Here is a 13,641-nt window from a genome sequence, read left to right as displayed (position 1 = left end):
CCTATGCTGGTAGCTATTAAAGAGATAGCGCATGGCGTTTCCATCGGCCTCCGCGCCCATCAGCCTCAAGGGCCGTGCCCTGCGCCTGCTCAGCGGCCGCGAGTATTCGCGGGTAGAGCTGGAACGCAAGCTCGCGGCGTTTGAAGAAACCCCGGGCGAGCTGGCCCAGGCGCTGGACGAGCTGCAGGCCAAGGGCTTCATCAACGAGCAGCGCGTGTTGGATTCTGTGCTGTACCGGCGCGCCGGCAAGTTGGGCGCCTCGCGCATCCGCCAGGAGTTGCAAAACAAGGGCCTGGACCCGTCTGCCGTGCTGGATGCAGTAGCCGGTTTGCAAGCCACGGAGCTGGAGCGTGCCCGCGACGTTTGGCGCAAGAAGTTCGGCAGCCCGCCGGTGGACGCTGCGGCACGCGCCAAGCAGCAGCGCTTTTTGTTGGCGCGGGGCTTTTCGTCGGACGCCGTGCGGCGCGTGGTGGCCGGCAGTGACGACGATTGCTGAGAATAGGTTTACAAGCTTTTTAGGCCGCTGGCGCAGATACCACCTGCGCTGGAAGCTATAAAAAGTGTAGTAACCTGGTTTTACAGGCCCAGCATCAGCTTCAGGTTTTGCACTGCGGCACCGCTGGCGCCCTTGCCCAGGTTGTCCAAACGGGCGATCAGCACCGCGTGGCGGTGGGTTTCGTTGGCGAACACGCGCAGCTCCATCTTGTTAGTGTCGACCAGCGCCAGGGCGTCCAGTTTGCCGCTGTCGCCAGGGGCTTCGACCGTGACCCATTCGCTGCCCGCGTAGTGCTTGGCCAAGGCGTTGTGAAGGTCTTGGCCGGTGGGCTTGCCGGGCAGCAGGTCCAGATGCAGCGGCAGCTGCACCAGCATGCCCTGGGCGAAGTTGCCCACGGACGGCACAAAAATCGGCCGGCGGGTCAGCCCGGTGTAGCGCATGATTTCCGGCAAATGCTTGTGCTGCAGGCCCAGTGCGTAGATTTCAAACAGCGGCGCCTCGCCCTTTTCATAGGCTTCAATCATGCTGCGTCCGCCACCCGAGTAGCCGCTAACCGAGGGCAGGGCCAGCGCGGCGTCGGGGTCCAGCAGGCCGGCATCCACCAGCGGGCGTATCAGCGCAATCGCGCCGGTGGCGTAGCAGCCGGGGTTGCCCACGCGGTCAGCCTGTGCCACGGCTTCTTGCTGCCCAGCTACCAGTTCGGGAAAGCCGAAGACCCAGCCCGGCGCCGTACGGTGGGCCGTAGAAGCGTCGATGATCTTGGGCTTCTTGCCGGGCAGGCTGTCGATCATGGCTACCGATTCGATCGCGGCATCGTCGTGCAGACACAGGATGACCAGGTCCACCGTGGCCATCAGCGCGCGCTTGGCGGCGGGGTCTTTGCGCAGCTCGGGGGCGATGCTGACCAACTCGATCTGCGGCATGGATTGCAGGCGTTCGCGGATTTGCAGACCGGTGGTACCGGCTTCGCCATCGATGAAGACTTTGGACATGGTGAGCCTATGCTGTAAGGTGTTGTGCGTTGCAGCATGATACATTCGCGGGCTGACAGAACGCAGCTCGCAAGTCTTATACAAGACAGACGGGCAGAACCCCATCCATTCCTGAGAGAGCCCTCATGAAGATTCACGAATACCAAGGCAAGGAAATCTTGCGTAATTTTGGTGTGCCAGTGCCGAAGGGCATTCCGGCATTCACGGTGCAAGAAGCGGTGGAAGCCGCCCAAAAACTCGGCGGCCCAGTGTGGGTTGTCAAGGCACAGATCCACGCTGGCGGACGTGGCAAGGGCGGCGGCGTCAAGGTTGCCAAGACCATTGACGACGTGAAGAAGCTGGCCGGTGAAATCCTGGGCATGCAGCTGAAGACGCACCAGACCGGTCCTGAAGGCCAGAAAGTTCGCCGCCTGTACATCGAAGACGGCGCCGACATCAAGAACGAACTGTATGTGTCCCTGGTGACCGACCGCGCCACGCAGAAGGTGGCCCTGATCGCTTCCAGCGAAGGCGGTATGGACATCGAGGAAGTGGCGCATTCCACGCCCGAGAAAATCGTCACCGAGATGATCGACCCGCTGACCGGCATTACCCCCGAGCAGAGCAAGAAGGTGGCTGCAGCCATCGGCTTGACCGGCGTGTCTATTGACCAGGCCGTAGACATCTTCGCCAAGATCTACAAGTGCTACATGGACACCGATGCGTCCTTGGTGGAAATCAACCCGTTGAACTGCGACTCCAAGGGCAACCTGATGGCCCTGGACGCCAAGTTCAATTTCGACCCAAATGCGCTGTTCCGCCACCCAGAAATCGTCGCCTACCGCGATCTGGACGAAGAAGACGCTGCCGAAGTGGAAGCCTCCAAGTTCGACCTGGCCTACATCAGCCTGGACGGCAACATCGGCTGCCTGGTGAACGGCGCTGGCCTGGCCATGGCGACCATGGACACCATCAAGCTGTACGGCGCCGAGCCGGCCAACTTTCTGGACGTGGGCGGCGGTGCCACCCCCGAGAAGGTCACCGAAGCCTTCAAGATCATGCTGAAGAACTCCAAAGTTGAGGCCATCATGGTCAACATCTTCGGCGGCATCATGAAGTGCGACACCATCGCCACCGGCGTGATCACGGCTTGCAAGGCAGTGAACCTGTCTGTGCCTCTGGTCGTGCGCATGAAGGGCACTAACGAAGACCTGGGCAAGAAGATGCTGGCCGAGTCCGGTCTGCCCATCATCAGTGCGGACAGCATGGCTGAAGCGGCCGAAAAAGTTGTCGCAGCCGTTAACGCCCGCTAAGGAATCGTCATGTCCATCTATATCAACAAAGACACCAAAGTCATCACCCAAGGTATTACCGGCAAGACCGGCCAGTTCCACACTGAAAAGTGCCAGGAATACGCCAACGGTAAAAACGCTTTCGTCGCGGGTGTGAACCCCAAGAAGGCCGGCGAGTCGATTTTCAATATCCCAATCTACGCCTCCGTCAAGGAAGCGGCTTCGGAAACCGGCGCAACCGTGTCGGTGATCTACGTGCCGCCAGCCGGCGCTGCTGCCGCGATCTGGGAAGCCGTTGAAGCCGATCTGGACCTGGCGATCTGTATTACCGAAGGCATCCCCGTCAAAGACATGCTGGAAGTGCGCAACCGCATGAAGGCCAAGGAAGCCGCTGGCGGTAAGAAGACCCTGCTGCTGGGCCCCAACTGCCCCGGTCTGATCACTCCTGACGAAATCAAGATTGGCATCATGCCCGGCCATATCCACCGCAAGGGTCGGATTGGCGTGGTCAGCCGTTCCGGCACGCTGACCTACGAAGCTGTGGCGCAACTGACCGAAATCGGTCTGGGTCAATCCAGCGCCGTCGGCATCGGTGGCGACCCGATCAACGGTCTGAAGCATATCGACGTGATGCAGGCTTTCAACGAAGATCCAGATACCGATGCGGTCATCATGATCGGTGAAATCGGTGGTCCGGACGAAGCTGAAGCCGCTCGCTGGTGCAAGCTGAACATGAAGAAGCCTATCGTTGGCTTCATCGCTGGCGTGACCGCTCCCCCCGGCAAGCGCATGGGCCATGCAGGTGCGCTGATCTCCGGTGGCGCCGACACGGCGGATGCCAAACTGGCTGTGATGGAAGAGTGCGGTTTCACCGTGACACGTAATCCATCCGAAATGGGCAAGCTGCTGAAAGCTTTGCTGAAGTAATAGAGGTTGCCGCTACAGGCAGCCTTCGAATCCATGCCGGGCACCTAGGGTGCCCGGCGTTGTTTTAACGTGCTTGTAGAGGGCGGTATATGTTTTTTGGACTTGATTTCACCTCGCCCCTGTTCTGGAGCGCGTTTGGCTCGATTGTTTTGGCCAATATCGTCCTGAGCGGCGACAACGCCGTGGTAATCGCCATGGCAGCCCGCACTTTGAAGCCAGAGCAGCAGCAGAAAGCCATCGTATGGGGCAGCGCTGCCGCCATCGTGATGCGGATTGTGCTGACGGTGGTGGCCATCAAATTGTTGGCTATGCCGTTTCTGAAGTTGCTGGGCGCGGCCTTGCTGGTGTATATCGGGGTGGATCTGCTCAAGGACGAGGGCGAAGGCGATGGCGGGCATGGCAAGCAGATCCATGGGTTGCTGGCGGCCATTCGGACTATTTTGATTGCCGATCTGGTCATGAGTCTCGATAACGTGCTGGCCGTGGCAGCAGCAGCCAACGGAAATGTTCCTTTGTTGGTGCTGGGTTTGTTGGTGAGCATTCCCTTGATCGTGTTTGGCGCCACTTTGCTGACCAAGGTGATGGAGCGATTTCCTATCATCATCACGATTGGTGCGGCGCTCTTGGGATTTTTGGCGGGTGAAATGCTGTTGACGGATCCAGCCGTTGTGACCCAGTTTGGCGAAACCAAGGAGCAGACCGTGAATTTTGCCGGTGTGATCGGCGCCGTATTGGTGGTTGCTTTGGGTACTTGGTTGCAAAAGCGCAGCAATTCCACGTCAGTTTGATTCGCACACCCTCTATTTTTAGGATGTGACGTGAAAAACTGCCCCGCTGCGGGCTTTTTTTGCCGCCTAGTTGTAACAAAATACAGCGGAAATAGAGGTCTGCATCTGATGCGCAGAGGCGAAAGGCGGATCATTTATGTGCTCAGGCTCAAGGTCGTGGCAAACTAGACCTAGCCGGTTCATATCCCGCAAGCCGCCTATTGCATTGGAATTTCACGAGCTCAGTTCGACAACAAGATGATTTACGAGTTCTGTACGCAGACCCACCCTGGTCTTTTGCGCGAAAACAATGAAGACGCTGCGGCTTTTGACGAGCCCAGCGGGTTGGCGGTATTGGCGGACGGTATGGGTGGCTACAACGCAGGCGAGGTCGCCAGCAGTATGGCGACTACGTTTGTCCACACCGAGTTGGCGCGGTGGCTGTTAGAGGCAGGGTCCCAGGCGAGTGGCCGGGATCTTCGCCGCGCCATGGATGCTTGCGTGCACAACGCCAATTTGGCGGTGTACACCGCAGCCAACGTGAATGAGCATTACGCGGGCATGGGCACGACCTTGGTGGTGGGCATCTTTCAAGATAGCCGCGTGTTGGTGGGCCATATCGGCGATTCACGGTGCTATCGTTTTCGGCGCAATGTATTGCAGCAAATCACCAAGGACCATTCTTTGTTGCAGGAGCAACTGGATGCAGGACTGATTACGCCTCAGCAGGCTGCGACATCCAATAACAAAAATTTGGTGACACGTGCCTTGGGGATAGATGACAGCGTGCTGCTGGAGGTGCATGAGCATGGGGTGGAAGAAGGTGACCTGTACCTGATGTGTTCGGACGGGCTCTCGGATATGGTCGATGATGCGCCGATCGCACGTATCATGGAGACCGACGCTCCACTTGCGCAAAAGGCCAAACAGCTGATTAGCATCGCCAATGCGCATGGTGGGCGAGATAATATTACGGTCCTGCTTGTCCAAGCGGTGGCCGGCGCCAAGAAGCGGGGACTCGTATCCCGGCTATTGGGAAGCTAGATCCATTCACAGGTGCCAATTCCATGAATAGACACGGTAACTGACCATGCCAAAACTGATTGTTTCAATCGACGGCGTAGTCATCAAAGAGGTGCAGTTGACCAAAGACCGCACGACGCTGGGCCGTAGGCCGTATAACGATATCGTGATCGATAACCTGGCGATCAGTGGTGAGCATGCGGTGGTACTGATGGTGGGCAATGAAGTCCATCTGGAGGACTTGAACAGCACCAATGGCACTTACATCAACGGTAAGGCTGCCCGCAAGCAAATTTTGCAGAACAATGATCTGATTGAAGTCGGCAAATACAAACTCAAGTTTGTGGGCGACGGCATGGATTCGGGTTTCGAACCCGGCATGGCTTCTCGGCCCAGCCCTTTGGCCGGTGGTGTGGGTCAACAGGTACGCCGTGTGTCGCACCATTCGGCATCCATGCCGCTGGTGGGGGCTGAAATAGCGCCGCATATTACGGCCGCCATACGCGTGTTGTCCGGTGCAGCGGCAGGGCGTGAAGTCACCTTGACCAAAATAGTAACGACTTTGGGTAAGCCTGGCATTGCTGTTGCTGCGATTACGCGCCGCCCGCACGGCTATGTTGTGGTGCATGTAGAAGGTGATACCCAGCCCGTACTCAATGGCAGTGCGATAGGGGCCACGCCGGTGGCGCTGAAAAATGGCGATCTCTTGCAGTTGGCTGGCACACAAATGCAGTTTGTGCAGCCTTGACAAAACCGGTGTCTGGTTGAAGCATGGGCACCGCGCTGCTTCAAGAAGCCTACTTCCGTAGCTGACACCGATGGGATGGCGCGGCCCATTTTCAAAATGAATCAAAGGGTCTGGTCATGAAGGTCCGTGTGCTGGGATGCTCTGGAGCCATTGCCAAAGACTGCAGAACCACGTCCTTTTTGGTTGATTCTGATGTCTTGATTGATGCCGGTACCGGCGTTGGCGATCTCACATTGGATGAAATGTGTGCAGTCAACCATATCTTCCTGACCCACTCCCACTTGGACCACGTTGCAGCGCTGCCCTTGATGGTGGACGCTGTGGCTTCTCAGCGAACCGGACCATTTCAGATTTATGCGCTGGCTGGCACCATTGCCGCGCTCAAAGCGCATATTTTCAATAACGTGATTTGGCCGGACTTCAGCGTGATTCCCTCAGTGGCTGAGCCATTTATCCGTTTCAACGAAATCAGCCTGGGCCAGATAGTGCATGTTCGTGACAAGCGTATTGAGGCCTTGCCTGCCGTACATTCTGTGCCCGCCGTGGGTTACGCCGTATCCGCGGATGGGCCAAGCTGGGTATTCACAGGCGACACGGAGCGCAACCCCGCATTCTGGCTGCGCTTGGCGCAGCTGGATGTAGCCGCTCTGGTGATTGAAACTGCGTTCAGCAACCGTGAAAAAGATCTGGCCCGTCGTAGCCTGCATTTGTCCCCCGAGACCCTGGCGGAGGAGCTAAAGGGCATAGGCACGCAGCGCTTCCCGATCTACATCACCCATACCAAGCCCTTCGAGACCGAGCTCATCATGGACGAGATTGCCCAGTTCGAAGCCGTGCTGCCCGTAGGCCAGAATATTCCGCATGACATCCGCTGGCTGCAGGCGGGACAGGTGTTTGCGGTCTAGATTTACAAAGCTGGGACACTCTTGCCAAAAATGTCATTCCTGCTGTGAGGTTGTAATGAAGTGACATTGCTGTCAGTGATTGGGCGCTTTTTTGACCAAAACAAGCATGGTTGGCTGCAATCCGTGACATATTCCTCTGGCACGCTATGTGCTGGGTATGACTGTCTCAACACTTTCTTTTAGGAGCTTTTGATGAAGCGTTCAATCCAACAAGGTTTCACCCTTATCGAACTGATGATCGTTGTGGCGATCATTGGTATTTTGGCTGCTGTGGCGTTGCCTGCATACCAGGACTACACTGTGCGTGCGAAGGTTTCGGAAGTTATTTTGGCTGCATCATCCGGTCGTACTGCCGTTTCGGAGATGGCCCAGGTGAACGGGGGCATGCCTACAACTGCTAGTTTTTCAATTTCTAGCCAGTCATCTAAGTATGTGCAGTCGGTGGGTTACACGTCTTCTGCTACCACCACAGGCTTAATTACTGCTACGGCGCAAGGTGAAGCGAAGATCAGCGGTTCGACTATTACTTTGACGGGAACGGTGGATGCCACGACCAGCCAGGTTACCTGGGTTTGCGGTGGTTCCATTGCTACCAAGTACCGCCCTGCCAGCTGCCAGTAAAATCCATGGCATCTAAAGCCCCTTCGGGGGCTTTTTTTATGGGCCGTACAAACCTTATATATCTGGCTGAACTTCTAGGTTCTGAAACCATTGATTGCTAAAGATCCTCTTCCACCGCTATGGCTTAGCCTATGGGTGCCGTTACTGGCGTTGGGATGGTTGCTGCCCAACCACTACTATCCCTGGCCTACATTCCATACCGATGCCTGGGTGGCAGCCATGCTGGCACTGGCCTCCGTTGCTGTCGTCGTGAGATTTCGGGAGGCTGTGCAATGGCATGCCTTCACAACCCTGATTGCGCTATTGGCGTTGACGCCATTACTGCAGTACGCAACAGGCATCCTATTTTTCAGTGGTCAGGTCTGGGTGAGTACGCTATTTGTGCTTGGCTTGCTTTTAGCACTCTTAGTAGGAGCGCGCTGGGAGTCCGCGACGCCTGGGCGGGCGGCAGATGGTCTGTTTTTTGCCATTGGTATTGCGGCCTTCGTGTCAGTGGGTTTGCAGCTGCGTGAGTGGTTGGAGTTGGGCGATTTCACTGAGGTCATGCAAATATGGGCAGAGCAGTTTTCTCCCGGCAGACCGTCTGCCAATTTGGGGCAACCCAACCAGTTGGCGACCCTGCTGTTGTGGGGCTTGTTGGCTTGTGTCTGGGGAATGGCGCGACAAAAAATCCGTGGAAGGGTTGTAGCTTTTGCTGCCGTTTTTCTGTTGTTTGGTATTGCCTTGACGCAGTCGCGGATTGCGTCGATTGCTTTGTTTGCCTTGACTTGTGCAGCCTGGATGTGGAGGGGCTGGCTGCCTGCTCGGGCTCCCTGGGTTGCCATGTTATTGCTGCTGTACTTTGTGGCGTGCTCCTTGTCGCTGCAGACTTTGAGTGATTGGATGGGGTTGGGTATACAGATTCGGTCGGCTACTTTGGGGGGGGAGTCCTCCCAGTTACGTCTGGAAGCTTACATCTTGTTTTTGGATGCGATCCGGCACCAACTCTGGTGGGGCTATGGTTGGAACCAGCTGGTTGTGGCACAGCTGGCAGTTGCCCAGAACCACGCCAGCCTAGCTTCCTTCTTTATGCATTCGCACAACTTGTTTTTGGACTTGGTACTGTGGTGCGGTATTCCTATCGGCGTGCTGGTGTCCTTGTCCATTGTGGTGTGGTTCACTCGCACTTTGTTGCGAGTGTCCAACCTTGAAGATGCAGTTTTAGTGCTCTTTGTGGCGGTCATCGGTTTGCATGCTATGGTTGAATTGCCTTTGCACCATGCCTATTTTTTGCTGCCAACCGGGTTGGTCATGGGCATGCTGAATCAGCGGTCGCGTCGCCGCGTTGTGTGGAGTTGCGGCAAGTGGGTGCTACTGGGGCTGTTATGTGGTGCCTGCATTGTGCTGGGGCTCATCGTGCGTGATTATTTCAATGTGGATGCCAGCATGCGCAGGCTCAAGTTGGATGCAGCCCATATTGGTCGCCAGCCGCCGGGCGGTCCGCCAGACGTGCTTATCTTGAACGATATGCGTGAATCCATTCGCTATGCCCGTCTAGGCGTAGAGCCCGATATCAGCGAAGATGAGCTGGAGCGCTTACGCAAGGTATGTTTCATCTCGCCCACGCCATCCAATATGTTTAACGTTGCCAAAGCCTTGGCTTACCGCCATCGGCCAGAAGAGGCCAGCGCGTGGATTCAAAAAATGCAAAGAGTGCAGCCGGACGGTTTTGACCGCGACTTGCGGCGCATCTGGGATAGCCAGGCCAAGACGCAGCCAGCGATGGCTGCCGTTCAGTGGCCTCATTTCGAGCCTCGCAGTTCAGCGCCCAGCACGCTCGGCGTTCAATGATGGTGCCTTTTGAGCTATACCTCTGATTCTGTAATGCGCGGTACGACGACTTGGGCGACAAGCGCTTTCCTGGTAACGGCCATTTTCGTTTTACCCTGGCTCAACCCCTTCGCCCCCGGCCCTACATCTGCGGTAATCCCCTGGCTTTTCGCCTGCTGTGCGGTGGCCCTGGTGCTGGGTTTGCAGGCCATCGCCCCCGCCACAGATAAGCCCTGGCCCCGCATCGCTGCCAGCACCTGGCTGCAGGCTGGGGCCATCAGCAGTGTGATTGGCCTGGTTCAGTATTTCGGACTGAGTTCGCAGCTGACACCCTGGGTGAACGCCACGCAGCTGGGCGAGGCGTTTGGCAATTTGCGCCAGCGCAACCAGTATGCGAGTTTGACCAGTATTGCCTTTGCTGCCTTGCTGTGGTGGGTAGTGCAGGTCCGGCCGGCGGCCCAGGTGGCGCTGTTGCGTGGGGTGCAGCTGGGCTTGGCGGTGTTGTTGGCAGCTGGGAATGCGGTGTCTTCTTCGCGTACCGGCTTGTTCCAGATCGTGCTGCTGCTGGCCTTGTTTCTGCTGTGGGGTGGCTGGCGCCAGCTGGAGCTGCGCCGGGTGGTGCTGGTCTATCTGCTGGCCTACGCGGCGGCTCTGATGCTATTGCCGGTCCTCATTGGGTTGGATCCATGGTCCAGCGGGGCCTGGGCGCGCTTGCAGGCGGGGGATGCGGTGTGCTCCAGCCGGTTGACGCTGTGGCATAACGTGTTGACCCTGATTTCCTTGCACCCTTGGGGCGGCTGGGGTTGGGGCGGGCTGAACTACGCGCACTACATCACCCTGTTTGATGGCCCGCGCTTTTGCGACATCCTGGACAACGCGCACAACCTGCCCCTGCACCTGGCGGTGGAGTTGGGCATCCCTGCGGCGTTGATTGCATGCGGCCTGTTGTTGTATTGGGTGCTGCGGTCGAGACCCTGGGCAGAAACGGATGCCACACGTCAGCTTGCCTGGTCGGTGCTGGCGGTGATCGGACTGCATAGCCTGTTGGAATATCCGCTGTGGTACGGGCCGTTCCAGATCGCGGCTGGCCTGTGCGTACTGTTGCTTTGGCGAGGCCCATCGTTATTTGAAAGAAGTCGGGCTCTGGCGCAGTTAATCTGTGCTTTGCTAGCTACTGTATTGATAGCAATTTGCGGCTATGTGGCCTGGGATTACCACCGCATCAGCCAGATCTATTTGTCACCTGATGACCGTGATCCTGCTTACCGCATGGACACCTTGGACAAGCTGCATGCGAGCTGGATGTTCCATGACCAGGTGGAGTTTGCCGAGCTGTCGATTACGCAGCTGACCTTGGCCAATGCGCCTGAGCAGTACCGCATGGCGCTGGAGATGCTGCATTTCTCGCCCGAACAACGCGTCATAGAGCGGGTGATAGACGCCGCCTTGCTGCTGGGGCGGGACCGGGATGCGGTCTTCCATCTGGCGCGCTACCAGGCGGCTTTTCCGGAGGGTTATGCCGAGTGGATGGCTGCGCACCGGGCGCCACCACGGCCCTAGGAGCCTGTCTGGCTAGTCGGTGTTGAGCTCCACAATGCCGTCCACAAACTCCTTGATGGCCTGTTGCGCCTTGCTGTCGATGGAGGTGAACTCCACAGGGCATTTGTAGGCGCCCTGCACCTCGGTCACGCGCAGCACCTTGGCGTAGATATCGGTCAGCTCGCCGCTGAGCAGCGATAGCGACAGCGCCATCTTGATATCGTCGAACGGCAGCAGGGGCACCGGGCTGAGGACAAACATCCCGCCATAGCCCAGGTCCACGATGCGGCCCGCGTACTGCCGGGGAATGACGGACTTGCCATCCAGCACCTGGAAGGCCAGGGGCATATCCACCTCAACCCGCGGGCTGGTACGTACCTCGCGCCGCGGCGTGGTCATCGGGTGGCTGCCGCGCAGCGCCAGCAGCTCGACCATGCGCACGCTGCCTTTTTTGCCTTTGACCTGTACCTCGTTGATGTCGCCGACGTCGATGTAATCCTTGGCCAGCTGGTAAGTGCTTTCGCTGAGCAGGATTTGCCCGCGCAGACTGTGCGACTCGACCCGGGACGCCAGGTTGACCTGGTCGCCGATGACGGTGTATTCGGTGTACAGCGGCGAGCCCAGGTGGCCCACCACCACGTCGCCGGTGTTGATGCCTATGCCCATGTACAGCGGACTCATGCCCAGGTGCTGGTTTTGCGCGTTGATGTCGTCCATGGCCAGCTGCATCTCGATGGCGCAGGCCAGCGCCGCCTCGATCGGGTTGTCCAGCGCCTTGGGCGCGCCGAAAAGCACCATGATGCCGTCGCCCATGAATTTGTCGATGCTGCCGCCGTGGTGCAGGATGATTTGGGTCATGCGTTCCAGGTAGCGGTTCAGGGCGGTCACCATGTCCATGGCGCTACAGGCTTCCGCCATGGCAGTGAAGCCACGCAGGTCGGACAGCAGAATCGTTACCTGCCGGGTTTCGCTGTCTATGGCGTGGGCCGCGGCACGGTTAATCGCCTCGTTGACGGCCTGCAGGCGGGCTGCATCACCTTGTGGAGATTGGGGATTGCCGGGGTCGAATATTTCGACCAATCTGGCGGCAAGTTGTTTCCGATCGACGTGCCACATGGTGACTCCCGCAGTTCAGCGACAGACCAGAATAGCAGAACCAAGCCGTGCCATTCAATCCTATGCGGTGGGCGCATCCGCCCGGTAGCTGCCGGACTGGCCGCCGTCTTTTTGCAGGACCCGCACCGCCTCGATCACCATGCCGCGGTCAACCGCCTTGCACATGTCGTAGATGGTCAGCAGCGCGACCTGGACCGCGCACAGCGCCTCCATTTCCACGCCGGTAGGGCCCACGGTTTCCACGGTGGCACGGCACTCCACCGCCGGTGGTTGGGCATGGCAGACGAAGTCCACGGCCACCCGGGTCAGCGCCAGCGGATGGCACAGCGGCACCAGATCGCTGGTCTTCTTGGCGGCCTGGATGCCGGCGATGCGGGCGATGCCCAGCACATCACCCTTTTTGGCGTTGCCGCTCTCGATCAGCGCCAGCGTGGCGGCCTGCATGGCGATGCGCCCGTTGGCCACTGCCGTGCGATGGGTATGGGCCTTGGCGGCCACATCGACCATATGGGCTTGGCCGTGCGCATCAAAATGCGTCAAAGAGGGCATGGCCGGCCTCCGCTACGATTTACAAAGTGTTCACTCATTTCGCGGATCATACGGCCATGCTTTATTGGAAAGATCGTTTCAGGGCTTCGGCCATCCATCTGGGTCTTTGCTTATGCGTCGCCTTGCTGGCGGGCTTGCTGGTGCTGGGCGTGTGGTACCCCTATCCGTACCGCGAGATCTCTGGCGGGCGTGAGCTGTTTATGCTGGTGGTGGCGGTGGACGTGGTGTTGGGCCCGCTGCTGACCTTCGCCATCTTCACCCGCAGCAAGCCCTGGCGCGTGCTGCGGCGTGACTTGGTCGTTATTGCCCTGTTCCAGCTGGCGGGCCTGGGCTATGGCTTGTGGACGGTGTACCTGGCGCGGCCGGTGCACCTGGTGTTTGATATCAGCCGCTTCCAGGTCGTGCACGCAGTAGATGTACCTGAGGTGCTGCTGGACAAAACGCCCCCTGGTATACGTGCCTGTCCCCTGGATGGTCCCAGCCTGCTATCTGTGCGGCCCTTCAAGGACAACAACGAAAAAATTGACGTCACCCTGGCTGCCATGGGCGGTGTGGACGAGGCGGCACGCCCCGACCTGTGGCAAAGCTATGCCGCCGGCCAGGCCGGCGTGCTGAAGTTTGGCAAGCCGACTGCGGAACTCAAGACACGTTTCCCCGACCAGGCCGCTGCCATCGACCAGGTGCTGGCCGCCGCCGGGCATACTGTGCAGAACACGCTCTATCTGCAGATGGTGGGGCGAAAAAGTTTCTGGACCGTGTTTGTCGATGCCCGTACCGCCCAGGTGGTGGCCTTTCTGCCGCTGGATTCATTTTGAAAAAATACAGACAAAATAGGCCATTGGCGCAGGTATTACGTGCGCCAATAGCTCATCTTTTGA

At 58.3% G+C, this 13,641-nt stretch carries 14 protein-coding genes; 11 read left to right on the top strand and 3 right to left on the bottom strand.

Annotation, left to right across the window (positions count from 1 at the left end; genetic code table 11):
- The first annotated feature begins 31 nt into the window (after positions 1 to 31).
- Positions 32 to 496, top strand: a complete 465-nt coding sequence (recX, locus tag AC07VY_RS03355) for a recombination regulator RecX (protein ID WP_495096292.1) — start codon at positions 32 to 34, stop codon at positions 494 to 496.
- Between the two features lie 80 nt (positions 497 to 576).
- Here the strand turns inward: recX and argC are convergent, their stop codons facing one another.
- Positions 577 to 1,488: an N-acetyl-gamma-glutamyl-phosphate reductase gene (argC, locus tag AC07VY_RS03350; RefSeq protein WP_495096291.1), complete on the bottom strand. Its 912-nt coding sequence runs from the start codon at positions 1,486 to 1,488 to the stop codon at positions 577 to 579.
- A gap of 125 nt (positions 1,489 to 1,613) precedes the next feature.
- On the opposite strand from argC, the gene sucC reads away from it, so the two are divergent.
- From sucC to AC07VY_RS03305, 9 genes are all read left to right on the top strand, one after another.
- The gene (gene sucC / locus AC07VY_RS03345; protein ID WP_495096290.1) at positions 1,614 to 2,780 is read left to right on the top strand and encodes an ADP-forming succinate--CoA ligase subunit beta; all 1,167 of its coding nucleotides are present in this window, start codon (positions 1,614 to 1,616) and stop codon (positions 2,778 to 2,780) included.
- 9 nt (positions 2,781 to 2,789) lie between these two features.
- Entirely contained in the window at positions 2,790 to 3,686 is an 897-nt protein-coding gene (gene sucD, locus AC07VY_RS03340; protein ID WP_495075646.1) for a succinate--CoA ligase subunit alpha, read from the top strand.
- Positions 3,687 to 3,775: 89 nt separating this feature from the next.
- Positions 3,776 to 4,474 carry a TerC family protein gene (locus AC07VY_RS03335; RefSeq protein ID WP_495096289.1) on the top strand — a complete coding sequence of 233 codons (699 nt, stop codon included), beginning with the start codon at positions 3,776 to 3,778 and terminating at the stop codon, positions 4,472 to 4,474.
- A 237-nt stretch (positions 4,475 to 4,711) separates the two neighbouring features.
- Entirely contained in the window at positions 4,712 to 5,497 is a 786-nt protein-coding gene (locus AC07VY_RS03330; RefSeq protein ID WP_495096288.1) for a Stp1/IreP family PP2C-type Ser/Thr phosphatase, read from the top strand.
- Positions 5,498 to 5,543: 46 nt separating this feature from the next.
- On the top strand, positions 5,544 to 6,224 hold the full coding sequence (locus AC07VY_RS03325) for an FHA domain-containing protein (RefSeq protein WP_495096287.1): 681 nt from the start codon (positions 5,544 to 5,546) through the stop codon (positions 6,222 to 6,224).
- A gap of 116 nt (positions 6,225 to 6,340) precedes the next feature.
- Positions 6,341 to 7,129 carry a 3',5'-cyclic-nucleotide phosphodiesterase gene (locus AC07VY_RS03320; RefSeq protein ID WP_495096286.1) on the top strand — a complete coding sequence of 263 codons (789 nt, stop codon included), beginning with the start codon at positions 6,341 to 6,343 and terminating at the stop codon, positions 7,127 to 7,129.
- Positions 7,130 to 7,321: 192 nt separating this feature from the next.
- Complete coding sequence (locus AC07VY_RS03315; RefSeq protein WP_495096285.1) at positions 7,322 to 7,750, top strand: pilin; 429 nt, start codon at positions 7,322 to 7,324, stop codon at positions 7,748 to 7,750.
- Positions 7,751 to 7,969: 219 nt separating this feature from the next.
- Complete coding sequence (locus AC07VY_RS03310; protein WP_495111282.1) at positions 7,970 to 9,580, top strand: PglL family O-oligosaccharyltransferase; 1,611 nt, start codon at positions 7,970 to 7,972, stop codon at positions 9,578 to 9,580.
- A gap of 9 nt (positions 9,581 to 9,589) precedes the next feature.
- Positions 9,590 to 11,119: a PglL family O-oligosaccharyltransferase gene (locus tag AC07VY_RS03305; protein ID WP_495096283.1), complete on the top strand. Its 1,530-nt coding sequence runs from the start codon at positions 9,590 to 9,592 to the stop codon at positions 11,117 to 11,119.
- 12 nt (positions 11,120 to 11,131) lie between these two features.
- Here the strand turns inward: AC07VY_RS03305 and AC07VY_RS03300 are convergent, their stop codons facing one another.
- Together AC07VY_RS03300 and moaC are read right to left on the bottom strand one after the other, a co-directional pair.
- Complete coding sequence (locus AC07VY_RS03300) at positions 11,132 to 12,214, bottom strand: adenylate/guanylate cyclase domain-containing protein (protein ID WP_495096282.1); 1,083 nt, start codon at positions 12,212 to 12,214, stop codon at positions 11,132 to 11,134.
- A gap of 60 nt (positions 12,215 to 12,274) precedes the next feature.
- A complete protein-coding gene (gene moaC / locus AC07VY_RS03295; RefSeq protein ID WP_495096281.1) occupies positions 12,275 to 12,763 on the bottom strand; it encodes a cyclic pyranopterin monophosphate synthase MoaC in 489 nt (162 codons plus the stop codon).
- A gap of 56 nt (positions 12,764 to 12,819) precedes the next feature.
- Here moaC and tfpZ point away from each other — a divergent pair, with 56 nt between their 5' ends.
- Positions 12,820 to 13,578, top strand: coding sequence for a TfpX/TfpZ family type IV pilin accessory protein (gene tfpZ, locus AC07VY_RS03290; RefSeq protein ID WP_495096280.1), 759 nt, complete (start codon positions 12,820 to 12,822; stop codon positions 13,576 to 13,578).
- Positions 13,579 to 13,641 lie beyond the last annotated feature (63 nt).

It is taken from the genome of Rhodoferax sp. GW821-FHT02C08 (assembly GCF_059421805.1).
The sequence above is the reverse complement of the archived record's forward strand: the minus strand, read 5'-3'. Positions and strand labels throughout refer to the sequence as shown.